Source organism: Burkholderia sp. BCC0506 (assembly GCF_902833145.1).
Taxonomy (GTDB): domain Bacteria; phylum Pseudomonadota; class Gammaproteobacteria; order Burkholderiales; family Burkholderiaceae; genus Burkholderia.
The window spans coordinates 144850-170261 of record NZ_CADFEN010000005.1 but is presented as its reverse complement, the minus strand read 5'-3'; the positions used below and the strand labels follow the sequence as shown (position 1 = coordinate 170261).

At 68.2% G+C, this 25412-nt stretch carries 23 protein-coding genes; 4 read left to right on the top strand and 19 right to left on the bottom strand.

Annotated features, from left to right (window positions below; all coding sequences use genetic code 11):
- Positions 1 to 206: 206 nt before the first annotated feature.
- The gene (locus HWX62_RS13295) at positions 207 to 794 is read left to right on the top strand and encodes a YSC84-related protein (RefSeq protein ID WP_175928994.1); all 588 of its coding nucleotides are present in this window, start codon (positions 207 to 209) and stop codon (positions 792 to 794) included.
- 105 nt (positions 795 to 899) lie between these two features.
- Here the strand turns inward: HWX62_RS13295 and HWX62_RS13290 are convergent, their stop codons facing one another.
- The 9 genes from HWX62_RS13290 to mltG all read right to left on the bottom strand — a co-directional run bounded on the left by HWX62_RS13290 (position 900) and on the right by mltG (position 9564).
- Entirely contained in the window at positions 900 to 1964 is a 1065-nt protein-coding gene (locus HWX62_RS13290) for a glycosyltransferase family 4 protein (protein WP_175928993.1), read from the bottom strand.
- Between the two features lie 279 nt (positions 1965 to 2243).
- Positions 2244 to 3419, bottom strand: a complete 1176-nt coding sequence (locus HWX62_RS13285; RefSeq protein ID WP_175928992.1) for an AAA family ATPase — start codon at positions 3417 to 3419, stop codon at positions 2244 to 2246.
- A 43-nt stretch (positions 3420 to 3462) separates the two neighbouring features.
- Positions 3463 to 4635 (bottom strand): mechanosensitive ion channel domain-containing protein, encoded by a 1173-nt coding sequence (locus HWX62_RS13280; protein WP_175928991.1) that lies wholly within the window; start codon positions 4633 to 4635, stop codon positions 3463 to 3465.
- A gap of 88 nt (positions 4636 to 4723) precedes the next feature.
- A complete protein-coding gene (locus tag HWX62_RS13275) occupies positions 4724 to 5080 on the bottom strand; it encodes a Rap1a/Tai family immunity protein (RefSeq protein WP_011549636.1) in 357 nt (118 codons plus the stop codon).
- A 121-nt stretch (positions 5081 to 5201) separates the two neighbouring features.
- Positions 5202 to 5912: an ankyrin repeat domain-containing protein gene (locus tag HWX62_RS13270; RefSeq protein ID WP_175928990.1), complete on the bottom strand. Its 711-nt coding sequence runs from the start codon at positions 5910 to 5912 to the stop codon at positions 5202 to 5204.
- Between the two features lie 43 nt (positions 5913 to 5955).
- Positions 5956 to 6735 carry a TatD family hydrolase gene (locus tag HWX62_RS13265; protein ID WP_175928989.1) on the bottom strand — a complete coding sequence of 260 codons (780 nt, stop codon included), beginning with the start codon at positions 6733 to 6735 and terminating at the stop codon, positions 5956 to 5958.
- A 141-nt stretch (positions 6736 to 6876) separates the two neighbouring features.
- A complete protein-coding gene (locus HWX62_RS13260; protein ID WP_175928988.1) occupies positions 6877 to 7905 on the bottom strand; it encodes a DNA polymerase III subunit delta' in 1029 nt (342 codons plus the stop codon).
- 19 nt (positions 7906 to 7924) lie between these two features.
- The gene (gene tmk / locus HWX62_RS13255) at positions 7925 to 8545 is read right to left on the bottom strand and encodes a dTMP kinase (RefSeq protein WP_175928987.1); all 621 of its coding nucleotides are present in this window, start codon (positions 8543 to 8545) and stop codon (positions 7925 to 7927) included.
- Positions 8545 to 9564, bottom strand: coding sequence for an endolytic transglycosylase MltG (gene mltG, locus HWX62_RS13250; RefSeq protein WP_175928986.1), 1020 nt, complete (start codon positions 9562 to 9564; stop codon positions 8545 to 8547). Before mltG ends, tmk begins: the two co-directional genes overlap by 1 nt.
- A gap of 77 nt (positions 9565 to 9641) precedes the next feature.
- Between mltG and HWX62_RS13245 the strand changes: the two genes are divergently transcribed.
- Positions 9642 to 10676, top strand: coding sequence for a folate-binding protein YgfZ (locus HWX62_RS13245; protein ID WP_175928985.1), 1035 nt, complete (start codon positions 9642 to 9644; stop codon positions 10674 to 10676).
- A 76-nt stretch (positions 10677 to 10752) separates the two neighbouring features.
- A complete protein-coding gene (locus tag HWX62_RS13240) occupies positions 10753 to 11598 on the top strand; it encodes an NRDE family protein (RefSeq protein WP_175928984.1) in 846 nt (281 codons plus the stop codon).
- 16 nt (positions 11599 to 11614) lie between these two features.
- Here the strand turns inward: HWX62_RS13240 and HWX62_RS13235 are convergent, their stop codons facing one another.
- The 5 genes from HWX62_RS13235 to HWX62_RS13215 all read right to left on the bottom strand — a co-directional run bounded on the left by HWX62_RS13235 (position 11615) and on the right by HWX62_RS13215 (position 14882).
- Positions 11615 to 12061 carry a GNAT family N-acetyltransferase gene (locus tag HWX62_RS13235; RefSeq protein WP_175928982.1) on the bottom strand — a complete coding sequence of 149 codons (447 nt, stop codon included), beginning with the start codon at positions 12059 to 12061 and terminating at the stop codon, positions 11615 to 11617.
- Between the two features lie 40 nt (positions 12062 to 12101).
- The gene (locus tag HWX62_RS13230; RefSeq protein ID WP_175928980.1) at positions 12102 to 13061 is read right to left on the bottom strand and encodes an alpha/beta hydrolase; all 960 of its coding nucleotides are present in this window, start codon (positions 13059 to 13061) and stop codon (positions 12102 to 12104) included.
- Between the two features lie 167 nt (positions 13062 to 13228).
- Positions 13229 to 13708 (bottom strand): PaaI family thioesterase, encoded by a 480-nt coding sequence (locus HWX62_RS13225; protein WP_006483907.1) that lies wholly within the window; start codon positions 13706 to 13708, stop codon positions 13229 to 13231.
- Entirely contained in the window at positions 13705 to 14019 is a 315-nt protein-coding gene (locus HWX62_RS13220) for a Dabb family protein (protein ID WP_175928978.1), read from the bottom strand. Before HWX62_RS13220 ends, HWX62_RS13225 begins: the two co-directional genes overlap by 4 nt.
- A gap of 248 nt (positions 14020 to 14267) precedes the next feature.
- On the bottom strand, positions 14268 to 14882 hold the full coding sequence (locus HWX62_RS13215; RefSeq protein ID WP_175928976.1) for a hypothetical protein: 615 nt from the start codon (positions 14880 to 14882) through the stop codon (positions 14268 to 14270).
- A gap of 753 nt (positions 14883 to 15635) precedes the next feature.
- Between HWX62_RS13215 and HWX62_RS13210 the strand changes: the two genes are divergently transcribed.
- A complete protein-coding gene (locus HWX62_RS13210) occupies positions 15636 to 17777 on the top strand; it encodes a hypothetical protein (RefSeq protein WP_175928975.1) in 2142 nt (713 codons plus the stop codon).
- A 97-nt stretch (positions 17778 to 17874) separates the two neighbouring features.
- Here the strand turns inward: HWX62_RS13210 and HWX62_RS13205 are convergent, their stop codons facing one another.
- The 5 genes from HWX62_RS13205 to HWX62_RS13185 form a co-directional block, all read right to left on the bottom strand.
- Positions 17875 to 19275, bottom strand: a complete 1401-nt coding sequence (locus HWX62_RS13205; RefSeq protein WP_175928973.1) for a sensor domain-containing diguanylate cyclase — start codon at positions 19273 to 19275, stop codon at positions 17875 to 17877.
- Positions 19276 to 19537: 262 nt separating this feature from the next.
- Positions 19538 to 20716, bottom strand: a complete 1179-nt coding sequence (locus HWX62_RS13200) for an acetyl-CoA C-acyltransferase (protein WP_175928972.1) — start codon at positions 20714 to 20716, stop codon at positions 19538 to 19540.
- Positions 20717 to 20757: 41 nt separating this feature from the next.
- Positions 20758 to 21390, bottom strand: coding sequence for a bifunctional nicotinamidase/pyrazinamidase (gene pncA / locus HWX62_RS13195; protein WP_006483895.1), 633 nt, complete (start codon positions 21388 to 21390; stop codon positions 20758 to 20760).
- A 43-nt stretch (positions 21391 to 21433) separates the two neighbouring features.
- Positions 21434 to 23518, bottom strand: a complete 2085-nt coding sequence (locus HWX62_RS13190) for a 3-hydroxyacyl-CoA dehydrogenase NAD-binding domain-containing protein (protein WP_175928970.1) — start codon at positions 23516 to 23518, stop codon at positions 21434 to 21436.
- 188 nt (positions 23519 to 23706) lie between these two features.
- Entirely contained in the window at positions 23707 to 25350 is a 1644-nt protein-coding gene (locus HWX62_RS13185; RefSeq protein ID WP_175928969.1) for a 3-(methylthio)propionyl-CoA ligase, read from the bottom strand.
- Positions 25351 to 25412 lie beyond the last annotated feature (62 nt).

The window sequence follows — 25412 nt, the reverse complement described above, 5'->3', positions numbered from 1 at the left end:
CCGCGTTCCCGGTACGTCGACCACGCACGTTGCGCCGTGACGCGTGCGCGACGCTTCGTCCGTTGGCGCGCCGCGACACCGCCGCGCGATTTGACGCTTTTTCACGCGGCAGCGAAAAGAGGCTGTAATCCGCTGTGATATAACTGCCGACGTGATCCGCTCCTTGAGCGAGACTCACTCCGAACGTCATCCGATGGAGAACAACGATGCAAAAACGGAATCTCGTGCTGAAAGCCGCCGCCGCGCTCATCGTCGGTAGCCTCGCGCTCACCGGTTGCACCACCACCCCGGACAAGCCGGACAACGCCGCGACCAACGCGTCGAAGCGTCAGTCGATCGACGCAAGCGTGGACGCCACGCTGTCGCGCATGTACTCCACCGTCAAGGGCTCGCGCGAGCTCGTCGCGAAATCGCGCGGCGTGCTGGTCTTCCCCGACGTGATCCAGGCCGGCTTCATCGTCGGCGGCCAGTCCGGCAACGGCGCGCTGCGCGTCGGCGGCAGCACCGTCGGCTACTACAACACGTCGTCGCTGTCGGTCGGCCTGCAGGCCGGCGCGCAGTCGAAGGCGATCGTGTTCCTGTTCATGACGCAGCAGGCGCTCGACGAATTCCGCAACTCGGACGGCTGGGCAGCCGGCGCCGGCGCATCGGTCGCACTGGTGAAGATGGGCGCGAACGGCGCGGTCGACTCCAACACGGCCACCGCGCCGATCCAGGTCGTCGTGCTGACCAATGCCGGCCTGATGGGCGACGTGTCGATCAACGGCACCAAGGTCACGAAGCTCAAGATCTGACGGTGATGCATCGCCCGCGCGCGCTGCGCGCGGGGCATGCGCAAACGGCGATGTCCTTGCGGGCATCGCCGTTCTTTTATCCGCCGACGCCGCGCGTCGGGTCGGTCAGGTCGTCGAGTCGATCACCTTGAAGCGCGAGCGCTTCTGCGCGCGGATCACCGACTGATACACATCCACGTACTGCTGCGCCATCCGGCGCGACGTGAAGCGCTCCTCGAAGCGCTGCCGCACGCGCGCACGCGGCAGCAGGTGCAGCCGGTTCACGGCGGCCACCGCGCTGATTTCGTCCTCGACGATGAAACCCGACACGCCCTCGTCCACCACTTCGGGCACCGCGCCGCGATTGAACGCGATCACCGGCGTGCCGCACGACATCGCCTCGATCATCACCAGGCCGAAGGGCTCGGGCCAGTCGATCGGAAACAGCAGCGCATGCGCGCCCGACAGGAATTCGGCCTTCTCGTGATCGGCGATCTCGCCGATGTATTCGACGTGCGGCAACGCGAAGAGCGGCTTGATCTCGCGATCGAAGTATTCCTGGTCGGCCGCGTCGATCTTCGCGGCGATCCGGATCGGCAACCCGCACTGGCGGGCGATGCGGATCGCGGTGTCCACGCGTTTTTCGGGCGAGATGCGGCCGAGGAACGCGAGATAGCGCGGCTCGACGGGCTGCGGCATGTACAGCGTATCGGGCAGCCCGTGATAAACGGTCGTCAGCCATTTCGCCTGCGGCAACGGCTGGCGCTGCGCATTGGAAATCGAGATCACCGGCGCCGTGTTGAACGTGTCGAACACCGGTTGCTGCTCGGGCAGGTCGAGCCGGCCGTGCAGCGTCGTCACGTACGGCGTCTCCTGCCGGTTGAAGACCGAAAACGAGTAGTAGTCCATGTGGAAATGGAGCACGTCGAAATCCTTCGCGCGGCGCGCGACCGTCTCCATCAGCAGCATGTGCGGCGCGACCCGGTCGCGGATCGACGAATCGAGCCGCAGCGCGCGCGGCCACACGGGTTCGAGCTTCGCCCGCGTCGTCGAATCGCCGCTCGCGAACAGCGTCACGTCGTGGCCGAGCTCGACGAGCGCCTCGGTGATGTAGGACACGACGCGCTCCGTGCCGCCGTACAGCTTCGGCGGCACGGATTCGGTCAGCGGGGCGATCTGCGCAATTCTCATGGTCCACGTCTCCTGTGTCCTGTCCGTTGCGGCACGGCCGGCGGCGGCGCCTGCGCGCGCCGTGCGTCCCTGCCGCGCCGGCCGGCATGGCGCCAGCCGGATATCGCATTATTATTCGCGATCCCGATGAGCGGAACCGCAGGTCTTTCATTTTTTGGGGGTTGTTACAGACCGGATACACTCGGCCGATTGGGGGCCTGTCGCCTCGCCTCGCGCGCAGGCCGGCCGATTCGATGCCTGCGCGCGCCGGTCACGGCACGACGCGCGCGAATCGGTCGCTCAGCGCGACGGCCACTTCCAGGCCGGCAGGTCGCGCGAGTCGGCATCGACGAGCGCGGTCGCGCCGAGCTGCTTGTCGAGCACCAGCGATTCGCAGCCGGCCTCGCGCTCGAGCGTCGCGATGAGCCGCGCCGCATGCGACACGACCAGGACCTGCGAGCGCCGGGCCGCCCGGGCGATCAGGCGGCCGAGCGCCGGCAGCAGATCGGGATGCAGGCTCGTCTCCGGTTCGTTCAGCACCATCAGCGCCGGCGGCCGCGGCGTCAGCAGCGCGGCCGCGAGCAGCAGGTAGCGCAGCGTGCCGTCGGACAGCTCGGCCGCCGCGAGCGGCCGCAGCAGCCCCGGCTGACGCATCAGTACGTCGAAGCGGCCGCGCCCGCCCGGATTGTCGATCTCGACCGACGCGCCGGGAAACGCGTCGTCGATCGCCGTATCAAGCGCCGCCGCGTCGCCGATTTCGCGGATCGTCTGCAGCGCGGCGGCCAGGTCGGCCCCGTCGTCCGCGAGCACCGGCGTATGCGTGCCGATGTTCGACTGGCGGGCCGGTGCCTGCGCATCGGTCCGGAAATGGTCGTAAAAGCGCCACGAGCGGATCCGTTCGCGCACCGCGATCATCTCGGGCGCGCCGGTCGGATCGGCGAACTCGGTCATCATGCTGTCGAAGCTCGCGACCGGCTGCGGAATCGTCTGCCAGTCGCCGGATGCGGTACGCGCACGGATCTGCGCACCCTGTCGGTCGACCAGCAGCGTGGACGGGCGCAGCACCGCGCCGCCCCAGATGCATTCACGCTTGACCACCGGATCGAGCGCGAACTGCGAGTTGCTCGGCAGCGGCAGGCCGAGATCGATCGAATAGCCGAAATCGTCGCATGCGAAGCCGAGCTTCAGGCTCACCGGCCCCTTGCGCACGGTGCCCGTCACCGGCGTCTCGCCGGCCAGCATCGCGCGCGAGAAGCGCTCGGGGCCGGCCCACAACGTCGACGGCAAGCCGCCCTCGCGCGCGAGCGACGGGATCACGCGGCCCTGCGCGGTATCGGCGAGCAGCCGCAGCGCGCGGTACACGCTCGATTTGCCGCTGCCGTTCGGCCCCGTGACGACGTTGAGCGCCGCGAGCGGCACGATCAGCTCGCGCAGCGAGCGGTAGTTGGCGATGGCGAGCGTCTTCAGCGCGGTCATGGGAATGGAGAGCGGGGAATCGCAAACAGGCGCCGGGCCGCGCTCAGCGGCCTTCGGCGGCCTGCGGGTCGGCGGCGGTGTTGGCCGCGGTGCTGGCGGCAGGCGCGCGCGCGTGCGGCCGTTCGGGATTCGGCGCGTCGGGCGCGGATTCGTGCGGATACAGCTCCATCCGGCTGCGCGGCAGGCATTGCGGATAGCGGTCCTGCAGATACGCGATCAGCCCCTCCCGCACGCGGCAGCGCAGATCCCAGCACGACGACGAATCGGCCGCGCTGACGAGCGCGCGCAACTGCATCGTGCGCTCCGTCGCGTCGGTCACCTGCAGCACCTGCACGCGGCCGTCCCACTCGGGCGCGGCGTGGACGAGCCGCGCGAGTTCCTCGCGCAGCGGCGCGAGCGGCGTGCGGTAATCGACCGACAGGTAGACGGTGCCGATGATCTCCGCGCTGCTGCGCGTCCAGTTCGTGAACGGGTTCTCGATGATCCACTGCAGCGGCACGACGAGACGCCGCTGGTCCCACAGCCGCACCGACACGAACGAGCCGGTGATTTCCTCGATGCGCCCCCACTCGCCCTGGATCACGACCACGTCGTCGAGCCGGATCGGCTGCGTGAGCGCGATCTGCAATCCGGCGATCAGGTTGCCGAGCACCGGCCGCGCGGCGATACCGGCGACCAGCCCCGCCACGCCGGCCGACGCCAGCAGGCTCGCGCCGACCTGGCGCACGTTCGGGAACGTCATCAGCGCGGCACCGGTGCCGATGATCACGATCAGCACCATCACGGTCCGCACGAGCACCTTGGCCTGCGTATGGACGCGCCGCGCCTGGAGGTTGTCGGCCGTATCGATCGGATGGGCCTGGATGATCGCGTCGCCGACGCCGGCCGCGAGCCGCACCAGCAGCCACGTGAGCGACACGATGGAGCCGACCGCGGCCGCGGTGCGCATGCCGCGCACGAACGACATGCCGTCGTCCGCCTGGACCCACAGGAATTCGAGCGCCAGCAACGCCAGCACGACGAGCGACGGCTTGTCGATGTAGCGCAGGATCGCGCTCATCAGCGGATACGGCTGCGCGATGCGTTTGACGATGCGTGCGCCGAGGCGGTGCACGACCGTGACGACCAGTACGACGATGACCGACACGCCCAGCGTGCCGAGCCACGAATGCAGCGGCGCATCGGCGATGCGCTGCAGTTCCTCGATTGAAATCATCGGCGCCCTCGAGTGATGAAGCGCACAGGCTTCGTCCTGGATGCGTCGGCGACGTCCGGGCCCGTCTCCGCCCGGACACGGCGTCGGATCAGTTGCCGTTCCTGCAGGGAAACGCCTTGCCGAGACCGAGCGACACCGCGGTGCTCGCGTTGTAGTCGGCCAGCTTCGGATTTTCCGCGATGTACTTGCGCACCGCGTCCGTCATCTGTTGCGCCCGGATGTCGGGCGGCAGGCAGAAGTACTGGCCGACGCGCGGCCCCGTGGTGCCGCCGATCGCATCGATCGTGTTGTAGACGCCGTCGGCGGCGCCTTCGATATAGGCCGCGCACGACGCCCGCGACTTGACGTCCGTCTTCGCGCACAGCCGGTCGAGATCCGCGCCCGTGAAAGCCGCCGCCGACAACGGCACGGCAAACGCCGCGGCACAAAACATTGCGCGCAACATGGTGTTCCTTCTTATGTCAATGCGGCCCGAGACCGCCTGCTGTCCTGGCCGGTGCGGCGAAGCATGCCCCGCTCCGTCCGGAAGCCGGCCGGGCGAACAGGCGCCGCCGCACCAAAAAACGTTATTTTGCACTCTTTTGCGCATCTGCCGGCGTCGCTGCACCGATACGCGTCGTCCGCTTGCTCAGGATCTCGATCGCGTCCGGCGCGTTGTAGTGCTTCGCGAACTCGAGCGCGGTGATGCCGAGCTGGTTCTTCACCTGCGGATCGGCGCCCTGGTCGAGCAGCAGCGTGACCGTCGACGCATGGTTGCCGCGCGCGGCCATCATCAGCGGCGTCGTGCCGTTCGGCGACGCCGTGTCGATGTATGCGTCGTGGTCGAGCAGCACCTTGACGACCGCGTCCTGGCCGTTGGTCGCCGCGTAGTGCAGCGGCGCCCAGCCCTTCTTGCTGACTTCCGCGCCCTTGTCGATCAGCAGCTTGACGAGGTCGAGGTCGCCGTTCAGCGACGCGAGCATCAGCGCGTTCTCGCCGGCCTTGTCTTCCTTCTCGAGATCGACGTTCGGCGTCGTGGCGATCGCGGCCGCGACCTTGTCGGACTTCTCGCGGGCGGCGATCACGAGGATCGGGTCGCCGTTCGGCGCGACCGTGTTCGGATCGAGCTTGCCGCTCTTGAGCTGCTTGCCGATATCGGCGATGTCGTCGAACTTGACGGCCTTGACGATCGCGTCGAGCGACTCGGCATGCGCGCCGGCGGCGGCAAACAGGCCGCTCGCGACGAATGCGGCGGCAACGAGGGCGCGTTTGGGCAGATGGTTGGTCGGCTTCGTCATTGTTGTGGGCTCCTTCCCTGGGTTGTCGGCTGCGCGCGCGTCGTCAGCGGGCGATCTTGAACAGCCGGAAAAAGTTCTGCGTCGTCGCATCGGCGAGCGCCTCGACAGCGATCCCGCGCTCGGCGGCGATAAAGCGTCCGACATGGCTGACGTACGCAGGTTCATTCGGCTTGCCGCGATACGGCACCGGCGCGAGGTACGGCGAGTCGGTCTCGATCAGCAGCCGGTCGAGCGGCACGCGCCGCGCGACGTCCTGCACGTCGGTCGCGTTCTTGAACGTGACGATGCCCGACAGCGAGATATGGAAGTTCTGCGCAAGCGCCTGCTCGGCGACCGGCCACGGCTCGGTGAAGCAGTGCATCACGCCGCCCGGCACGTCCGCGCGCTCCTCGGCCATGATCCGCAGCGTGTCTTCCGACGACGAACGCGTGTGGACGATCAGCGGCTTCATCGTCGCGGTCGCCGCGCGGATGTGCGTGCGAAAGCGTTCGCGCTGCCATTCCATGTCGGCGATCGAGCGGCCTTCGAGGCGGTAGTAGTCGAGGCCGGTTTCGCCGATCGCGACGACCTTCGGGTGCGCGGCCAGTTCGACGAGCTCCGCGAGCGTCGGCTCGCGTGCGTCCTCATGATCGGGATGCACGCCGACCGACGCGTACACGTTGTCGTGCGCCTCGGCGATCGCGAGCACGTCGGGCAGCGTCTCGAAATCGACCGACACGCACAGCGCGTGCGTGACGTCGTGCTCGCGCATGTTCTCGAGAACGGCCGGCAGGCGGTCGGCCAGGCCCTTGAAATTGATGTGGCAGTGAGAGTCGACGAACATCGTGTTTCCTGAATACGTGAGACGGGCGCTCATGCGCTCGCCGGCATGCGGCACCGGGCGACGGCCGCGGCCTCACCGGCCACCGTCGCACCCCCGCGTGATCCGCTCATCGTTTCGCAACCCATCGGAATCAATGCCGGATCAAACAAACATTTCCCGATATCCGAGAAACAATTCCTCGAATACGAGCCGTGCGTTGAGCGGATGGTTCTCGACCGTCCGCTGCCGCGTCACGGCTTTCATGAAACGCGCGAACGCGTTGGCGTCGACCGCTTCCGCGCAGCGCGTGAGCGCGGCCGCGTGCATCGGGAAGTAGCGCGGCGCGCCGGCCATCCGCTGCGCGAGCAGATCGTACAGCCAGCGCTGCAGCCAGCCGAGCACCAGCGGCACCGGCAGCTTCTGCAGCGTCTCGCCGCAGGCGAACGGATCGCAGGCCGCACCGGCGGCCAGTTGCCCGAGCGTGTAGTCGCGCAGCGGGCGGTTCTCGTCGCTCGCGAGCGCGAGCGCGGCGAGCGGCGCGCCGCCGGCTTCGGCGAGCAGCGCGCCGGCCTGGTCGACGCCCTGCGCCGCGAGCCACGCGGCGGCGGCCTCCGGCGCCGGCACGGTCATCGGCCACTGGCGGCAGCGGCTGATGATCGTCGGCAACAGGCGGTCGATGCGCGCCGATACGAGCAGGAACACGACGCCGGGCGGCGGTTCCTCCAGCGTCTTCAGCAGCGCGTTCGACGCGGCGACATTGAGCGCCTCGGCCGGATACAGCACGACGACGCGCGCGCCGCCGCGGTGCGAGCCGACCCCGCAGAAGTCGAGCAGCGCGCGCACCTGCTCGATCTTGATTTCCTTGCTCGGCGCCCGCGTCTTCTTGCCGCCTTCGTCCGCGTCGGCCTGCTTCGCGTCGTCCGCCGCGCCCGGCGCCTCGCCCGCCAGCGCCTCCGGCAGCACGATCCGGTAGTCCGGATGGTTGCCCTGCGAGAACCAGTTGCAGGCCGCGCACGTGCCGCACGGCTCGCCGTTCGGCCGCGGCGCTTCGCACAGGAAGCCCTGCGCGAGATGCTGCGCGAACTGCAGCTTGCCGATCCCGGCCTGACCGTGCAGCAGCAGCGCATGCGGCCATTGCGCACGCAGTTGCTGCAGGCGGTTCCAGTCGTCGGTTTGCCACGGATAGATCATCGGGTGCGTTCCTTGCGGGTTACAGCGCGGCGAGCACGCGTTCGAGCTGCTGGCGGATCTCGGGAATCGATCGCGTCGCGTCGACGATCGCGAAACGGTGCGGCGCCTCTTCCGCGCGCCGCAGGTATTCGGCGCGCGTGCGGGTGAAGAACGCGTCCGACTCGCTTTCGAACTTGTCGGGCATGCGCGCGGCGCCGCGACGCTCGCTCGCGACCTGCGGCGCGACGTCGAACAATACCGTGAGGTCGGGCTGGAAACCGCCCTGCACCCAGCGCTCGAGCGTCTCGAGCTTGTCGCGCGGCAGCCCGCGGCCGCCGCCCTGGTACGCGAACGTCGCGTCGGTGAAGCGGTCGGACACGACCCAGTCGCCGCGCGCGAGCGCCGGCTCGATCACGAGCGCGAGGTGCTCGCGGCGCGCGGCGAACATCAGCAGCGCTTCCGTCTCGAGATCCATCGGCTGGTTCAGCAGGATCTCGCGCAGTTTCTCGCCGAGCTGCGTGCCGCCCGGCTCGCGAGTGACGACGACCTGCCGGCCGGCCGCGGCCAGCCGGCCCTGGAGGCGTTCGCAGAACCATTGCAGGTGGGTGGTCTTCCCCGCCCCGTCGATGCCTTCGAACGTGATGAATTTACCGCTCGCCATTATTGACCTCGTATGTACTTGTCCACGGCCTTGTTGTGGTCGCCGAGCGTGTCCGAGAACACGCTCGTGCCGTCGCCCTTCGCGACGAAATAGAGCGCGCTCGTCGGGGCCGGATTGACCGCCGCCTGCAGCGCGGCGACGCCCGGCAACGCGATCGGCGTGGGCGGCAGCCCGCGTCGGGTGTAGGTATTGTAAGGAGTGTCGGCCTGCAGGTCGCGCTTGCGCAGACGGCCGTCGTACGCGTCGCCGAGCCCGTAGATCACCGACGGATCGGTCTGCAGCGGCATGCCGATGCGCAGCCGGTTCGCGAACACGGCCGCGACGAATGCGCGGTCGGCCGCGTGACCGGTTTCCTTCTCGACGATCGACGCGATCGTCAGCATTTCGTAAGGCGACTTGTACGGCAGCCCCGGCGTGCGCGCGGCCCATGCCTCGTCGACGCGCGTCTGCATCAGGCGGTAGGCGCGCCGGTAGATGTTCAGGTCGCTCGTGCCCTTGTCGAACAGGTAGGTATCGGGGAAGAACAACCCCTCGCCGCTGCCGCGCTGCACCGCGCTGTCCGGCGCGCCGATCGCGCGCAGCAGCTCGGCGTCGCTCATGCCGGCCGTCGCGTGCGCCAGATCGGGGTTCGCGTCGAGTTCCGCGCGCATCCGCTTGAAGGTCCAGCCCTCGATCACCGTCGCGACGTATTCGTTCACGTCGCCGCGCGCGATCTTCTGCAGCACGTCGTACGGCGTGATGCCGGTCTTGAATTCGTAGTTGCCCGATTTGAGCCGGCTCGACAGCCCGAGCACGCGCGTCATCGCGACGAACGCGAACGGCTCGACCGGCACGCCGCCGCGCTTGAGCTGCAGCGCGACGCTCTTCACGCTGCTGCGCGGCTTGATCGTGACGTCGAGCGATGCCGAGCCCAGCAACAGCGGCCGGGTCGCCCAGTAATACCCGCCGCCCGCGCCGGCAGCGGCCACAACGACGGCCAGCGCCACGATCGTCGCGGCGCATTTCTTCAGTAGGGACATGGAAACGTGACTCAGGTAAGACCCATATAATACTTGCTCGCCTTCGTCAAAGTCAGGGTTGACTGTTCCCTCATTCCATGAGCACACCGTTCGCTTCACCGGCTGCCCAGGCCGCCTCTGCCTCGCTTCCCGTTTTCCCCCGCCCGTGCGCCGCCGATTTCGACGCGCCGGGCGCCTGCATGCCGCTGCCGCAGTTCGGCGTGATCGACGTGGCCGGCGACGACGCCGCGACGTTCCTGCACAGCCAGCTCACCAACGACATCGAGCATCTCGATGCCGGCAGCGCCCGGCTGTCCGGGTACTGCTCGCCGAAGGGGCGCCTGCTCGCGTCGTTCGTCGCGTGGCGGGCCGGCCACGGCGTGCGCCTGCTCGTGTCGAAGGACGTGCAGGCCGCCGTGCAGAAGCGGCTGTCGATGTTCGTGCTGCGCGCGAAGGCGAAGCTGACGGACGCGAGCGACACGCTCGCGGTGGCCGGCTTCGCGGGCGACGTCCGCGACGCGCTGTCGGGCATCTTCGATGCGCTGCCGGACGGCGTGCACGTGAAGGTCGACGGCCCGGCCGGCGCGCTGATCCGCGTGCCCGACGCGGCCGGCCGCAAGCGCTACCTGTGGATCGGCCCGCGCGCCGAAGTCGACGCGCGCCTCGCCGCGCTCGCCGGCACGCTGCCCGTCGTGTCGCCCGCCGTGTGGGACTGGCTCGACGTTCGCGCGGGCGAGCCGCGCATCACGCAGCCGGCCGTCGAACAGTTCGTGCCGCAAATGGTCAACTTCGACGTGATCGGTGCCGTTAACTTCAGGAAAGGGTGCTACCCGGGCCAGGAAGTGGTCGCGCGCAGCCAGTACCGCGGCACGATCAAGCGCCGCACCGCGCTCGCGCACGTCGCCGGCGAGACCGATACCGTGCACGCCGGCGTCGAGCTGTTCCACAGCGACGACCCGGGCCAGCCGTGCGGGATGATCGTCAACGCGGCGGCCGCGCCGGCGGGCGGCGTCGACGCGCTCGTCGAGATCAAGCTCGCCGCGCTCGACGGCGGCACGGTGCACCTCGGTTCGGCCGACGGCCCGGCGCTCGCGTTCGACGCGCTGCCTTACGCGTGGCCGACCGAAGCGTGATGCACTGACAACCCGTTCGCGCGCCGGCTCGCGAGTCGCTGCCGGCGCCCGACGTTTCCTGCGAGAGATTCGCCCGATGTGTCTGATTGCCTTCGACTGGCAGCCCGATGCCGCCGCCGGTCCCGTCTTTACCCTCGCCGCCAATCGCGACGAATTCTTTCGCCGGACCAGCGCGCCGCTCTCGTGGTGGGAAGACGTGCCGGGCGTACTGGCCGGCCGCGATCTCGAGGCAGGCGGCACGTGGCTCGGCGTATCGCGCGACGGCCGCTTCGCCGCGCTGACCAACTACCGCGCGCCGTTCGACATCCGGGCGGGTGCGCCGACCCGCGGCAAGCTGGTATCCGACTTTCTCGGCGGCGCGTCCGTCGCGCCGCTCGACTATCTCGCGCAGCTCGCCGAGCATGCGGCCGTGTACAACGGCTTCAACCTGCTCGTCGGCGACTGGCGCCGGCGCGAGCTCGCCTGGTTCTGCAACCGCGCGCCCGAGGGCGAAAGCCGTGTCGCCGCGCCCGTCGCGATCGAGCCGGGCGTGCATGCGTTGTCGAATGCACGGCTCGATACGCCCTGGCCGAAAGTCGTGCGCAAGCGTGCGGAGCTCGGCACGCTGCTCACCGACAATCCGACGCCGTCGCTCGACGAACTGATCGAGCTGATGCGCGACCCGCACGTCGCGGACGACGACGCGCTGCCGCACACGGGCATTCCGATCGAGCGCGAGCGTGCGCTGTCGGCCGCGTTCATCGAGACGCCCGAATACGGCACGCGCGGCACCACCGCGTTGCGCGTCACGATGAAGGAAGGCGTGCGCTTGACGGTCGAAGTCAAGGAGCGCAGCGACGACGACGGCTCGCACCGTACCGTCCGCCCGGGCGCGTTCGAGCGCGCATTCACGTTCGATATCGACGCGACGCGGCCGCGCTGAACGCACGCAGCGCGCGCTACGGCGCGCGCGCCATCTCGACGTGCGGCACGCCGGCTTCGACGAACGGTTCGCCGACCGCCGCGAAGCCGTGCCGCAGATAGAACGACACCGCCGAATCCTGCGCGTACAGCCGCACGACGGTTTCGCCGCGGCGCCGCGCGGCATCCAGCAACGCATCGAGCACGGCCGATCCGACACCCTGCCCGCGCACGTCGGCCAGCACCGCAACACGGCCGATCGTGCCGGACGGCAGCAGCCGCCCCGTCGCGACCGCGCGGCGCTGCCCGGTCGCCGTATCGATCCGGTACGCGACCGCATGCAGCGACAGCGGATCGTCGTCGTCGAGTTCCCATTCCGGCGGAATCCGTTGCTCGCGCACGAACACCGCGTCGCGAATTCGCGCGGCGTCGCCGCCCAGTACCGTCCAGTCGCCCGTTTCCACCACGCCCACGCCGTTCGTCATCGCAGTCCTCCGCGGCGTGCGCGCCCTCGGGCGCCCGCCGTCAAACCTCGTCGAATGCGGCCTTCAGCGCCGCGACCGCGTCGGCATGCGCGGCCCGTACCTCGGGCACGTAGCCGCCCATCTTGAAGAATTCGTGGATCATCCCCGGATAGCAGACCAGCGTGACCGCGTTGCCGGCCGCGCGCAACTTGTCCGCGTACGCGGCGCCCTCGTCGCTCAGCGGATCGTATTCGGCCGTCGCGATCCACGCCGGCGCGACGCCCGCGAACGACGGCGCACCGTGCGTGCCGTCGAGCGGCGCGAAACGCCAGTCGTCGCGATCCGCGCGGTCGCGTACGTATTGCGCGAAAAACCACTGGATCGTGTCCTGCGTCAGCAGGTAGCCGTTCGCGAGCCGCGCGTGCGATTCGGTGTCCTGGTGGCCCGTCACGCCCGGATAGATCAGCAGCTGCAGCGCAAGACGGATGCCCGCGTCGCGCGCGAGCACCGCGCAGACCGTCGCGAGCGTGCCGCCCGCGCTGTCGCCGCCGACCGCCAGCCGCGCGGCGTCGATGCCGAACGCGGCGGCCTCGCGATGCAGCCATTGCAATGCGTCGTCCGCATCGTTCACCGCGGTCGGAAATTTGTGTTCGGGCGCGAGCCGGTAGCCGACCGACAGCACCGCGCAGCGCGCATCGCGCGCGAACATCCGGCACAGCGCATCGTGCGTGTCGACGCTGCCGACCGTGAAACCGCCGCCGTGGTAGTACACGAGCGCCGGCAGCGGCTCCGCCAGGCTCGGCTCGACCGGCAGATACAGCCGCGCACCGATCGTGCGGCCGTCGCGCGTCGGCACGACGCATTCCTCCACCGCGTGCATCGGCGCCGGCGCGACGTCGAGGATCGGCGCGCTCTTCTCGTACGCGGCGCGCGCCTGCTGCGGCGTCTGATGGTGATACGACGGACGTTTCGCGCGCTCGATCATGTCGAGCACCTGGGCGATCTTCGGATTCAGCGGCATCGGTGTGGACGGCGCTGGCGTGGCGCCGTGAACGGACAAAGCGGACAAGCGTGACATGATGCCACGCGCGCGCCGGGCAGGTGAGCCGCGCGGTGTGCCGGCCATCCCGTGCCGCGAAACACAACGGCCCTGCCTCATCGACGAGGCAGGGCCGCGCGTCCGGACGCTTACGCGTCGCTCGGGCCGGGCTGGGCGTCCGGCGCCGTGCGCGAGCGTTGCCGCTTGATGTCGCGGCCGACCGCGAGCCGCCGCATGTACTTGAACGTACCGAGCGCCTTCGCGACGAAATTGCCGTCGCTGTCGCGCACTTCGCCTTCGCAGTAGGCCATCGTCGTCGAGCGGTGCATCACGCGCCCGTAAGCGCGCAGCTCGCCGCGGCCCGGCTGCATGAAGTTCACCTTCATCTCGACCGTGACGACGCCGACGCCGTCGTCGGTCAGGCTGCGCGCCGCCATCGCGAGCGCGATATCGGCCAGCGTCATCGTCACGCCGCCGTGCGCGATGCTCCACGTATTCATGTGGCGCTCCTCGAGCGGCAGCACGATCTCGCTCGCGCCATCCTTCGCGGACACGAGCTGCACGCCGAGCAGATCGACGAACGGGCTTTCGATCGACGGGCCTTCCGTCGGGGTTGCCGCGTCGCTCATCGTGCGACGTCGACGATGTAGTCGACGCACTCGCGCGATTCGGCCACCGCGACGACGAATTTCTTCACTTCCTGGTGAACCGGATGTACCTGATACGCGTCGAGCGCGGCCTTGTCGGCGAAATCGGAGACGAGCACGATGTCGGCGGTCGCGTCGAGGCCCGGCGTCGCCACGCCGACGTCGATCTGCAAGGTGCCCGGGACGAGGTCGCGGCAGCCTTCGAGTTTTTCCTTCAGCTTCAGCGCGTTCTGCGCACGCGTCGCGCCTTCCGCCGATTCCTTCAACTTCCACATGACGATATGTCTGATCACTTCGTTCGCTCCTGTTCGTGTTGGTTCGGCGATTGGCTTGTCACCCTTGGCAGGCGGGCACTTTACACCTTTGCGCCATTCGCTCGTGGTCGCCCTGTCCGGTATCAAGATCCGACAAGCTCGCGCAAAAGGCAAGCCTACCAAACTTGCCGGCGCCAATGGGCTGTATCTTGAGCGGTGCCAAATGCAAAAGCCCCGAGCGCTCGCGCACCCAGGGCTTTGACAGCGTCACATTCGATCACGCCGGACTAGTCCCAAAACAGGTTTTCGAATGGCGTGAACCATCCATACGTTTTTGCGCCGACCACGACTTTCCCGCCGTACACACCGTAGCAGACGTCCTTGTTATCCGCTCTTCCCACCACGGGCGCGCCACTGTCGCCCGGTTGGGTCTGAGCCTCTCCGTCCAGGTTGAGCAGGACGACATTCTTGACTTGATCGTTGATGCCCGGCACCGTGATATCGACATCTGTCCCGGCAACCGAGCAATTCACGAGACCGGAAAGCGCACCCTGCAACCACAAATGCTGGTCCTTGGTGGGACGAACGTTTGAACCGAACTCCACCTGTTTTGCACCACTGTCCGTCCATATCTCATGGAGCGTTGCGTCGACTCCCGACGCCACCTTCACGATGGCGATATCCTGGTCGTCCCCCAGGAAGTTTGCAACCAGGTCACCCACCGGGTTTGCGTCATCGGGCTGCCCCACCCCCACCTCCCCCTTTCCGAACACATGGCCCGCGGTCACAAAGCACATGTCGCCGTTGTATTTCACGACCAAACCTAAAGTGCCGCCCTTGCTGCGGGTGACAATTTTGATTCCGCCGACCAGAGGACGAACCTTGAGATTGTTTGCAGGCATCACGGGCTCCACCAACGAGTGAAAAAAAGCGATTGATAATCGCCGGATGACTATCAAGAACGTTGAAACATGGCGCTTGTGAACCTTGAACCAGCATCGTGGGGCGCCAAAGGCAGATCCCGGCGCGAGTTCTTCCTGCCCGCCCACGGTCCCTCGTCACGCGAGGCATAGGCAGGAACGCGGCTTGCTCGGCTTCGCGCGCCGTTTCTTGCATGCGGGCCCGTCACGACACGGGCCGACACAACACGGCGATTCGTTTCCCGTCCGGCATCAATCGCCGGCGCGATACGGTATTGCCGATCGTTTCGTTACCGGATATCCGGACATGTTTTAATCGGGATTCGTCAAATCGCATATTTTACCGAAGCAACTGGCAATAATTGCGGCAAATTTCCAATTCAATATTCCAAAACCGAAACATTATTGACTTCGACTTTCCTGCAAATTTAGAATCGCCTACGACGGCTTACGTATCATTTTCCGCACCGCCCGGGATTCGCCACTCACCTGCGCGAAGGCCGCTCGTATCGCCTTTCCCGCCGGGCATCGACGCACGCCGCGACCGATTTCTGCCTTCGACATTTATCGTCCACTCGGTTATTTGCCAACCAGTTTTTCTTTTTCAGCATCGCAACACCCCGATTAATTTCAGCCATTCGCCAGAATGGATGCAAAACGGGATCAAGCGGACCCAATATCCGCCGCCTGGAACATCCAGATAAAAAATCGCCATTCATCAGGAGGGACATCAACATGCATCGCCTTGCGAAGTCGCTGTGCCTCGGGCTCGTCTGCGCCGGCCTGCTGTCGGCCTGCAACGACGACGACGTCCGGTCGAACAACCCGCCGTCGAACACCGCCGCGTTGTCGTTCCGCATGGACACCGGCGGCCAGATCAACGCGTTCTACCGGCAGGACAAGGTCGCCGCGCACCTGCTGGTGCGCTCGTCGACGAAGCCGCGCCTGCTCGTGGTCTTCCCCGCCGGCAACAGCGGCACCGGGCTGTGGTTCGACGATACCGCGCAGCCGGTGACCTGGCGCCTCGAGACGCCGCCGTCCGCGCTGTCGGCCCCGGACGCGCGGGGCCGTCCGCTGTACGGCATCGGCGCCGACGTGTCGGTCGACACCGCGACGCTGACGATCCGCCAGGGCGTGCTCAGCAACGTGCGCTTCCTGCGCGACTTCAACGGCGGCGCGACGATTCCGCAGCAGATCCTCACCGCCCCGACGGTGCAGGGCAACACCGCGCAATGGCAACGCGATCGGATCGACGGCGCGCCCGGCTATGCGCTGCGCATCACGCTGCGCGACGGCGGCAGCATCGCGCCGGCAGCCGGCGGCAAGCTGGTGCTGAACGCGCCGGCCGGCTCGCACACGCTGAAGCTGCACGTCGATGCGCTGTCGGGCGAGACGCCGCTGTCGCCGATCACGCACGCCGACCTGTTCGCGCCGTCCGTGAACCCCGACCCGGTCAGCCAGAACGTGCTCGAATTCCTGAGCTTCAACGACAAGCTGCTGGCCGGTTCGTGGCAGTACGACACCTACTTCGGCCGCGACACGCTGATCTCGGTCCGCATGCTGATGCCCGTGCTCGAACCCGCGGCGATCGAGGCCGGCCTGTCGTCGGTGCTGAGCCGTCTGTCGGCCGACGGCAAGGTCGCGCACGAGGAAGGCATCGGCGAATTCGCGTTGATCGACAACCAGAAGAACGGGCGTCCGAACGATCCGACGCCGACCTACGACTACAAGATGATCGACAGCGACTACCTGCTCGCGCCGATCGCGGCCGCGTGGCTGATCGACGATACGCGCGGCCAGGCCCGCGCGGCCGCATACCTGGCGCAGCGCGGCAGCGACGGGCAGACCAACGGCAGCCGCCTCGTCGTCAATCTGCTGCACGTCGCGACGACCGCGCAGCCGTTCGCGCAGCAGCCGTCGGTCGCGAATCTGATCCACCTGCGCCCCGGCGAAATCGTCGGCAACTGGCGCGACAGCACCGACGGCCTCGGCGGCGGCGTCTACCCGTACGACGTGAACGCGGTGCTCGTGCCGGCCGCGCTGCGCGCGGCGAACGCGTTCCTCGCCCGCGGCCTGCTCGACCCGTACCTCGATGCGCAGCAACGCGCGACGCTCGCGAACACGGCGACCGCAGCGGCCACGTGGGAAACGCAGGCGCCGCCGCTGTTCCAGGTCAGCGTGCCGGCCGATCAGGCGGCCAGCGACGTGTCGGCTTATGCGCCGTCCGCGGGCGTGCCGGCCGGCGCCGCGCCCGGCGCACCGCTCGCCTTCTATGCGCTGTCGCTCGACCAGCAGGGCAACCCGATTCCGGTGATGAATTCCGACGGCGGCTTCGCGCTGCTGTTCGGCACCCCGCCGGACGATCAGCTCCAGCGGATCGTCGCTGACGTCACGCGGCCGTTCCCGACGGGGCTCGTGACCGATGCCGGGATGCTGATCGCGAACCCCGCGTATGCGAACCCGTCGCTGTGGCCGAAGTTCACGAGCTCCGCGTATCACGGCACGGTGATCTGGTCGTGGCAGCAGGCGATGTGGGTGGCCGGGCTCGATCGCCAGTTGGCGCGCCAGGACCTGTCGGCCGCGACGCGCACGCTGCTCACGCAGGCGCGGCAGACGGTCTGGCAGGTGATCTCGAACGGACGCGACATGCGCACATCCGAAATGTGGACGTGGTCCTACGTGAACGGCAAGTACCAGACCGACGCATTCGGCACGCGCAGCGCCGACGCGACCGAAGCCAACGCGGCGCAGCTCTGGAGTACGACGTATCTCGCGATCCGCGATCCGCAGCAGCGCGCGGGCAAGTACTGGTGGCAGGCGTCGCAGCCCGCGCAGGACGAACAGTCGAAGCGGGCGACGGCGGTCGCGTCGCGCTAGCGCGTCGCCGCGCGCGTACAGGCCGGCACCGACGCCTGCACCGGCCTCCCGATGCCCCGGCGGCGCTCCCGCCCCCGGGGCGTCGGGGCAATCCCGATCACCGCGACACCACGCGATTGCGCCCTTCCCGCTTCGCCTGGTACAGCCGCTCGTCGACCACCCGCAGCAGCGCATCGACCGTGCCGCCGTCGACGCCGTATTGCGCGACGCCGACGCTGACCGTCACCTGCACGCGCTTGAAATCGAGCCCGAACGGCGCGCTCGCGATCGACGAACGCACGCGCTCGGCCGTCATCCGCGCGCCTTCGAGCGGCATCTCCGGCAAGAGCGCCATGAATTCCTCGCCGCCGACCCGCGCGAGCCCGCCCGCCGGCCGGATCGCCTCGAGGCACTGGCGCACGACGCCGCGCAGCACCTCGTCGCCGATCTGGTGCCCGTACGCATCGTTGATGTTCTTGAAATTGTCGAGGTCGAGCGCGAGCAGGCAGAACGGCGTGCCGTCGCGCTCGGCCCGCACGATCTCGCGCTCGACCTGCGCGATGAACTGCCGGCGGTTCGACGCGCCTGTCATCGGGTCGGTCGCGGCCATGTACTCGAGCTTCTGGTTCGTGCGCCGCAGCTCCTGCAACGCGCTCTCGGTGCGCGCCATCGACTCCGATAGCCGGCTCATCAGGTCTTCCTGGCTGTAGATCGCCGAGAACGAGCGCGTCGTCTGCAGCGCCTGCACGACGCCGTAACTGAGCAGGAAGAACCCGCCCGCGAAGATCGCATGCGCGAGCCACCACATGTGATTCCACGGCTTGCCGAGGATGAACGCGAGCGACGACAGCGCGAACGCCATGATCGACACACCATAGATCACCATCAGCGGCGAGCGGATCCGCCGCGCGAGCAGCAGGCACACGTTCAGCAGCGAGAACACCAGCGCGCCGCCTTCCATCGACAGCCGCGTGCCCGGCGCGCCCGCGACCGGCGAATACGCGATGTACGCGACCGCCACGTTGACGATCAGGAAGAACACGATCCACGGCAGCCACGTCCGTACGCTCGTGCGCTTGTCGACCCGGTCGGGCGGACGCGAATACGATAGCAGGCCCGTGAGCAGCAGCGCCGACATCACGAACCGCGACGCGGGCCCGTACAGCAGGAACAGCCAGATATTGTGGTGCGCCATCCCGGTGAACGCACCGTGCAGCGCATAGATCATCGCGAAACCGAGAAAGCCGAGCGTCAGCCAGCGCAGCAGCGGCTCGCCGGACGACCGGTAGCACACCCACGTCACATAGGTGACGAACGCGCCCTCGATCGTCGCCGCCGCGATCGCGATTTCATGGAAAGCGTGGTTCTCGAACACGACGCTCCGGTCGCTGAAGAACCACAGATAGGCAATCAGATAGGCAGGCAGCAACGCGAATCCGACCAGCAGGCATTTCGCGTAGAGCCTCGCGGCCGCGCTGACGACGCGCGGCGGTTCCCCGGCTGCATAGGTCGTACTCATTCGGTCCCCGGTCGGTCTGCTGCGTTGATTCGAATCTTCGCGGCACGGATCGCGCGACGCACGATCTGGCCCATCGTGCCGAAAGGCGAATGTCAGAGCAAGTATAGGTGGGGCAATTCGTTTGACAAGTCAGGGGAAACGGCATTGCCGGGTGCATGCCTTTTGCATCCCGATCGTTGCGAATGGCGCGTCGGTCGCGCCGATTCGCCGCGGCGGCCGGCGGTGACGCCGAAGCGCGACCGCGGCCGCCGCCCGTCAAAGATCAGAGGATTTCGAACAGGCCGGCCGCGCCCTGCCCGCCGCCGATGCACATCGTGACGACCGCGTACTTCACGCCGCGCCGCTTGCCTTCGATCAGCGCATGACCGGTCAGGCGCGCGCCCGACACGCCGTACGGATGGCCGACCGCGATCGCGCCGCCGTTCACGTTCAGGCGGTCCTCAGGAATCCCGAGCGTGTCGCGGCAATACAGCACCTGCACCGCGAACGCCTCGTTCAGCTCCCAGAGGCCGATGTCGTCGACTGTCAGCCCGGCCTGCTTCAGCAGCTTGGGCACCGCGAACACCGGGCCGATGCCCATTTCGTCCGGTTCGCAGCCGGCCACCGCGAAGCCGCGGAACGCGCCCAGCGGCTGCAGCCCTTCGCGCTGCGCGGCCTCGGCGCTCATTACGACGCATGCCGACGCGCCGTCCGAGAACTGGCTCGCGTTGCCCGCGGTGATCACGCCGCCCGGCACGGCCGAACGGATCTTCGACACGCCTTCGAGCGTCGTGTCGGGGCGGATGCCTTCGTCGGCCGAGACCGTCACTTCCTGCGTGAACAGGCGGCCCGTCGCCTTGTCGGCGATACCCGCGAGCACGGTGATCGGCACGATCTCGTCGCGAAAACGCCCGGCTTCCTGCGCCGCCGCGGCGCGCAGTTGCGACTGCACGCCGTACGCGTCCTGCCGCTCCTTCGAGATGCCGTAGCGCTTCGCGACGTTCTCGGCGGTCTGCAGCATGTTCCAGTAGATCTCGGGCTTGTGCTCGACGAGCCAGCCTTCCTGGATCATGTGCCGGTTCATCTCGTTCTGCACGCACGAGATCGACTCGACGCCGCCGGCCACGTAGACCTCGCCTTCGCCGGCGATGATCCGCTGCGCGGCCAGCGCGATGGTCTGCAGCCCGGACGAACAGAACCGGTTCACCGTCATCCCCGGCACGCTCACCGGCAAGCCGGCGCGCAGCGCGATCTGACGCGCGATGTTCGCGCCGGTCGCGCCTTCGGGGTTCGCGCAGCCCATGATCACGTCCTCGACGCGCGCCGGGTCGAGCTTCGCGCGTTCGAGCGCGGCGGCGACCACGTGGCCGCCGAGCGTCGCGCCGTGCGTCATGTTGAATGCGCCGCGCCAGGATTTCGCGAGCGGCGTGCGTGCGGTCGATACGATTACGGCTTCGGTCATGCGAGTCTCCTTCGGTCCTGCTGAATCGGATGGGAAATGCGCTACGCCGCCGGGCGCGCGCCGGCGGACGTCGCATGCGCGACGCCCGCTGCCTGCATCTGCTGCCATGCGTGCGCGAGCGACCCGTTCAGGTCGATCGCACGGCACGCATCGTTGATCACCGCGGCTTCGAAACCGGCCGCGCGCGCATCGAGCGCCGACCACGCGACGCAATAGTCGGTCGCGAGCCCGCAGCACCACACGCGCTTCGCGCCGAGTTCGCGCAGATAGCCCGCGAGCCCCGTGCGCGTCGTCCGGTCGGCCTCGACGAACGCGGAATAGCTGTCGACCTGCGCGTCGCCGCCCTTGCGGATCACGAGCCGTGCGTGCGGGATGTCGAGGTCGCGATGCAGCGCCGCGCCGTCGGTGTCCTGCACGCAGTGCACGGGCCACAGCACCTGCTCGCCGTACGGCAGCGCGAGCGTGGAAAACGGCTCGCGACCCGGGTGATTCGCCGCGAACGACACGTGCTCGCGCGGGTGCCAGTCCTGCGTGAGCACGACCTGGTCGAAGCGTTGCGCGAGCGCGTTGATCACCGGCACGACCGCGTCGCCGTCGGGCACCGCGAGCGCGCCGCCCGGCATGAAGTCGTATTGCACGTCGATCACGAGCAGGACGTCGTCGGTGCGTTTCATTGCGTTTCTCCTTGCTGGCCCGGCCGCGCGGTCATGCGGGCCGTCAGCCGTTGAACCCGCGGCCAGTCTTCGCCAGTTCGACGATCGACGGCGCGATCTGCCACGCGTCGCCGTTCGGCGCGGCCGCATAGCGGCGAATCGCGCGCTCGACGTTGTAGAGGCCGACCATGTCCGCGTACAGCATCGGGCCGCCGCGCCACAGCGGGAACCCATAGCCGGTCAGGTAGACCATGTCGATGTCGGACGCCTTCGACGCGATCTTCTCCTCGAGGATCTTCGCGCCTTCGTTGACGAGCGCGAACACCAGCCGCTCGACGATCTCGTCGTCGCCGATCTTGCGCCGCTCGACGCCGCGCTCCTTCGAGTACGCGACGACCATCTCGTCGACGAGCGACGACGGCTTGGCCTTGCGATCGCCCGGCACGTAGTCGTACCAGCCGGCACCCGTCTTCTGGCCGAAGCGGCCCTGTTCGCACAGCCGGTCGGCGATCTTCGAATACTGCAGGTCGGGCTTCTCCACGTAGCGCCGCTTGCGGATCGCCCAGCCGATGTCGTTACCCGCGAGATCGCTCATCCGGAACGGCCCCATCGCGAAACCGAACTTCTCGATCGCGCGATCGACCTGCGCGGGCAGCGCGCCTTCCTCGAGCATGAACAGTGCCTGGCGGATGTACTGCTCGATCATCCGGTTGCCGATGAAGCCGTCGCACACGCCCGACACGACCGCCGTCTTGCGGATCTTCTTCGCCACCGCCATCACGGTCGCGAGCACGTCCTTCGCGGTCTGCGCGCCGCGCACGACCTCGAGCAGCTTCATCACGTTCGCCGGGCTGAAGAAGTGCATGCCGACCACATCCTGCGGGCGCTTCGTGAACGCCGCGATCTTGTCGACATCGAGCGTCGACGTGTTGGACGCGAGGATCGCGCCCGGCTTCGCGACTTCGTCGAGCTTCCTGAACACCTGCTCCTTCACGCCGAGTTCCTCGAACACGGCTTCGACGATCAGGTCGGCGTCCTTCAGGTCGTCGTAGGACAGCGTCGGCGCGATCAGCGCCATGCGCGCGTCGAGCTTCTCCTGCGTGAGCTTGCCCTTCTTCACCTGCGCGTCGTAGTTCTTGCGGATCGTCGCGAGGCCGCGCTCGAGCGCGTCCTGCTTCGTCTCGAGCAGCGTGACGGGCAGCCCCGCGTTGATGAAGTTCATCGCGATCCCGCCGCCCATCGTGCCCGCGCCGATCACGCCGACCCGGCGGATCTCGCGCAGCGGCGTATCGGCCGGCACGTCGGGAATCTTGCTCGCCGCCCGCTCGCCGAAGAACGCATGGCGCAGCGCGCGGCTTTCCGGGGTCATCATCAGCGCGACGAAGCCCTCGCGCTCGGCGACGCTGCCCTGGTCGAAGCCGTTCAGCACGCCGGCCTCGATCGCGTCGATGCACTTGTGCGGCGCGGGGAAATTCGGCGCGGCGGCCCGCGCGGAATTGCGCGCGAACTGGATGAAGCCCGCCGCGTTCTCGTGGACGATCTTGCGATCGCGCACGCGCGGATGCGGCCCCTTCCGCGCACCGACCTTGCGCGCGAACGCGACGGCCGCGTCGAGCAGGTCGCCGTCGGCCATGTCGTCGAACAGCCCGCTCTTCGCGAGCTGCTCCGACGGCACCGGCGCGCCCGACACGATCATGTTCAGCGCGGTTTCGAGCCCCACCGCGCGCGGCAGGCGCTGCGTGCCGCCCGCGCCCGGCAGCAGCCCGAGCTTCACCTCCGGCAGCGCGACCTGCGCGCCGGGCGCCGCGACGCGGTAGTGCGCGCCGAGCGCGAGCTCGAGGCCGCCGCCCATCACGACGCTGTGCAGCGCCGCGACGACCGGCTTTGCGCTCGCCTCCACCGCGCGGATCACGGTGTGCAGCGTCGGCTCCTGCAGGGCCTTCGGCGTATTGAATTCGGTGATGTCGGCCCCGCCCGAGAACGCGCGGCCCGCGCCGGTCAGCACGATGGCCGTGACCGACGGGTCCTGCGCGGCGCGATCGAGCGCGTCCATGACGCCCTGGCGGGTCGACAGGCCGAGCCCGTTGACGGGCGGATTGTTGAGCGTGATGACGGCCACGCCGTCGCGAGTCGAGTAATCCACTGCCATCTGCCTGCCTCCATGCATCGCGCGCCGGATTGGCTGCGCTTCATTGTGCGCGGTCGAACAGCCGCATGTCCGGATGAACGGAGGCAGCATACAACGAAAAAGCACGGTCGTTCAATTTGAATTTCATGCCCGATCCGGGGACGGATCGGGTGACCGGTTCCGGGCCGGCGGCGGCCCGAACACGGGGCTTACGGCTCGCACACCGCCGTCGGCAACACGTAATCGCGGAACGTCTCGCGCAGCTTCAGCTTCTGCAGCTTGCCGGTCGCGGTATGCGGCAGCGATTCGACGAACACGACGTCGTCGGGAATCCACCATTTCGCGACCTTGCCTTCGTAGAACGCGAGCAGCGCGTCGCGGCTCAGGTCCGCGCCTTCGCGCGGCACGACGACGAGCAGCGGCCGCTCGGTCCATTTCGGATGCGCGCAGGCGATGCAGGCGGCTTCGGCCACGCCCGGGTGCGCGATCGCGACGTTCTCGATGTCGATCGAGCTGATCCACTCGCCGCCCGACTTGATCACGTCCTTGCTGCGGTCGGTGATCTGCAGGAAGCCGTCGGGGTCGATCGTCGCGACGTCGCCGGTCGGGAACCAGCCGTCCGACAGCGGCGACGCATCGCCGCGAAAGTAGTGGTCGATCACCCACGGCCCGCGCACCTGCAGTTCGCCGAACGCGACGCCATCCCACGGCAGCTCGCGGCCGTCTTCGCCGACGATGCGCATGTCGACGCCGCAGATCACGCGCCCCTGCTTCTCCAACAGCCGGCGCTGCGCGTCGAGCGGCCGCTGCGACTGCGCCCAGTTGAGCTTCGCGAGCGTGCCGAGCGGCGACAGTTCGGTCATCCCCCACGCGTGGATCACGCGCACGCCGTATTCGTCCTCGAACGTGCGCAGCATCGCGGGCGGGCATGCGGAGCCGCCGATCACCGTGCGGTTCAGCGTCGAGAAACGCACGCCGGCTTCGCGCATGTAGTTCAGCAGGCCGAGCCATACCGTCGGCACGCCCGCGGAAAACGTCACGCGCTCGGCCTCCATCAGCGCGTACAGCGATTTCCCGTCGAGATCCTTGCCGGGCAACACCAGCTTGCCGCCCGTGAGCGGCACCGCGTACGGCAGCCCCCACGCGTTGACGTGGAACATCGGCACGACGGGCAGCACGGCGTCCATCGCGGACAGGTTCATCGCGTCGGGCAGCGCGGCGCCGTACGCGTGCAGCACGGTCGAACGATGCGAATACAGCACGCCCTTCGGGTTGCCGGTCGTGCCGGACGTGTAGCAGAGCCCCGACGCCTGCTGTTCGTCGAGGCGCGGCCAGTCGTAGCGGCCGTCCTCGGCTTCGACGAGCGTTTCGTAGCAGAGGAGCGGCGTGGCGCCGGACGGCAGGTGCGCGGCGTCCGTCATCGCGATCCAGCCCTTCACGTGCGGGCATTGCGGCGCGATCGCATCGACGAGCGGCGCGAAATTGATGTCGAACAGCACGTAGCGGTCTTCCGCGTGGTTGACGATGTACGCGATCTGTTCGGGAAACAGGCGCGGGTTGATCGTGTGGCACACGGCGCCCATCCCGCCGATCCCGTAATACGCCTCCAGATGCCGGTAGCCGTTCCACGCCAGCGTGCCGACGCGATCGCCGGCTTCGACGCCGAGCCGCGCGAGCGCCTGCGCCAGTTGCTTCGCGCGGCGCTCGCAATCGCGGTACGTGTAGCGATGCAGGTCGCCTTCCACGCGCTTCGACACGATCTCCGTGTCGCCGGCGTGCCGCGCGGCATGCGAAATCAGCGACGACACCAGCAGCGGCACATCCATCATCTGGCCCAGCAACGGCTTACCCATCGTCTTGTTCTCCCCGAGGATGCGAATCGGTGACCGGCTCTGCGGCGCGCCCGCCGGCGGCC

Excerpts from the sequence above, each read along its gene's own strand:
- HWX62_RS13295 (WP_175928994.1), top strand. The coding sequence starts at position 207 with ATGCAAAAACGGAATCTCGTGCTGAAAGCCGCCGCCGCGCTCATCGTC.
- HWX62_RS13290 (WP_175928993.1), bottom strand. The coding sequence starts at position 1,964 with ATGAGAATTGCGCAGATCGCCCCGCTGACCGAATCCGTGCCGCCGAAG.
- HWX62_RS13285 (WP_175928992.1), bottom strand. The coding sequence starts at position 3,419 with ATGACCGCGCTGAAGACGCTCGCCATCGCCAACTACCGCTCGCTGCGC.
- HWX62_RS13280 (WP_175928991.1), bottom strand. The coding sequence starts at position 4,635 with ATGATTTCAATCGAGGAACTGCAGCGCATCGCCGATGCGCCGCTGCAT.
- HWX62_RS13275 (WP_011549636.1), bottom strand. The coding sequence starts at position 5,080 with ATGTTGCGCGCAATGTTTTGTGCCGCGGCGTTTGCCGTGCCGTTGTCG.
- HWX62_RS13270 (WP_175928990.1), bottom strand. The coding sequence starts at position 5,912 with ATGACGAAGCCGACCAACCATCTGCCCAAACGCGCCCTCGTTGCCGCC.
- HWX62_RS13265 (WP_175928989.1), bottom strand. The coding sequence starts at position 6,735 with ATGTTCGTCGACTCTCACTGCCACATCAATTTCAAGGGCCTGGCCGAC.
- HWX62_RS13260 (WP_175928988.1), bottom strand. The coding sequence starts at position 7,905 with ATGATCTATCCGTGGCAAACCGACGACTGGAACCGCCTGCAGCAACTG.
- tmk (WP_175928987.1), bottom strand. The coding sequence starts at position 8,545 with ATGGCGAGCGGTAAATTCATCACGTTCGAAGGCATCGACGGGGCGGGG.
- mltG (WP_175928986.1), bottom strand. The coding sequence starts at position 9,564 with ATGTCCCTACTGAAGAAATGCGCCGCGACGATCGTGGCGCTGGCCGTC.
- HWX62_RS13245 (WP_175928985.1), top strand. The coding sequence starts at position 9,642 with ATGAGCACACCGTTCGCTTCACCGGCTGCCCAGGCCGCCTCTGCCTCG.
- HWX62_RS13240 (WP_175928984.1), top strand. The coding sequence starts at position 10,753 with ATGTGTCTGATTGCCTTCGACTGGCAGCCCGATGCCGCCGCCGGTCCC.
- HWX62_RS13235 (WP_175928982.1), bottom strand. The coding sequence starts at position 12,061 with ATGACGAACGGCGTGGGCGTGGTGGAAACGGGCGACTGGACGGTACTG.
- HWX62_RS13230 (WP_175928980.1), bottom strand. The coding sequence starts at position 13,061 with ATGCCGCTGAATCCGAAGATCGCCCAGGTGCTCGACATGATCGAGCGC.
- HWX62_RS13225 (WP_006483907.1), bottom strand. The coding sequence starts at position 13,708 with ATGAGCGACGCGGCAACCCCGACGGAAGGCCCGTCGATCGAAAGCCCG.
- HWX62_RS13215 (WP_175928976.1), bottom strand. The coding sequence starts at position 14,882 with ATGCCTGCAAACAATCTCAAGGTTCGTCCTCTGGTCGGCGGAATCAAA.
- HWX62_RS13210 (WP_175928975.1), top strand. The coding sequence starts at position 15,636 with ATGCATCGCCTTGCGAAGTCGCTGTGCCTCGGGCTCGTCTGCGCCGGC.
- HWX62_RS13205 (WP_175928973.1), bottom strand. The coding sequence starts at position 19,275 with ATGAGTACGACCTATGCAGCCGGGGAACCGCCGCGCGTCGTCAGCGCG.
- HWX62_RS13200 (WP_175928972.1), bottom strand. The coding sequence starts at position 20,716 with ATGACCGAAGCCGTAATCGTATCGACCGCACGCACGCCGCTCGCGAAA.
- pncA (WP_006483895.1), bottom strand. The coding sequence starts at position 21,390 with ATGAAACGCACCGACGACGTCCTGCTCGTGATCGACGTGCAATACGAC.
- HWX62_RS13190 (WP_175928970.1), bottom strand. The coding sequence starts at position 23,518 with ATGGCAGTGGATTACTCGACTCGCGACGGCGTGGCCGTCATCACGCTC.
- HWX62_RS13185 (WP_175928969.1), bottom strand. The coding sequence starts at position 25,350 with ATGGGTAAGCCGTTGCTGGGCCAGATGATGGATGTGCCGCTGCTGGTG.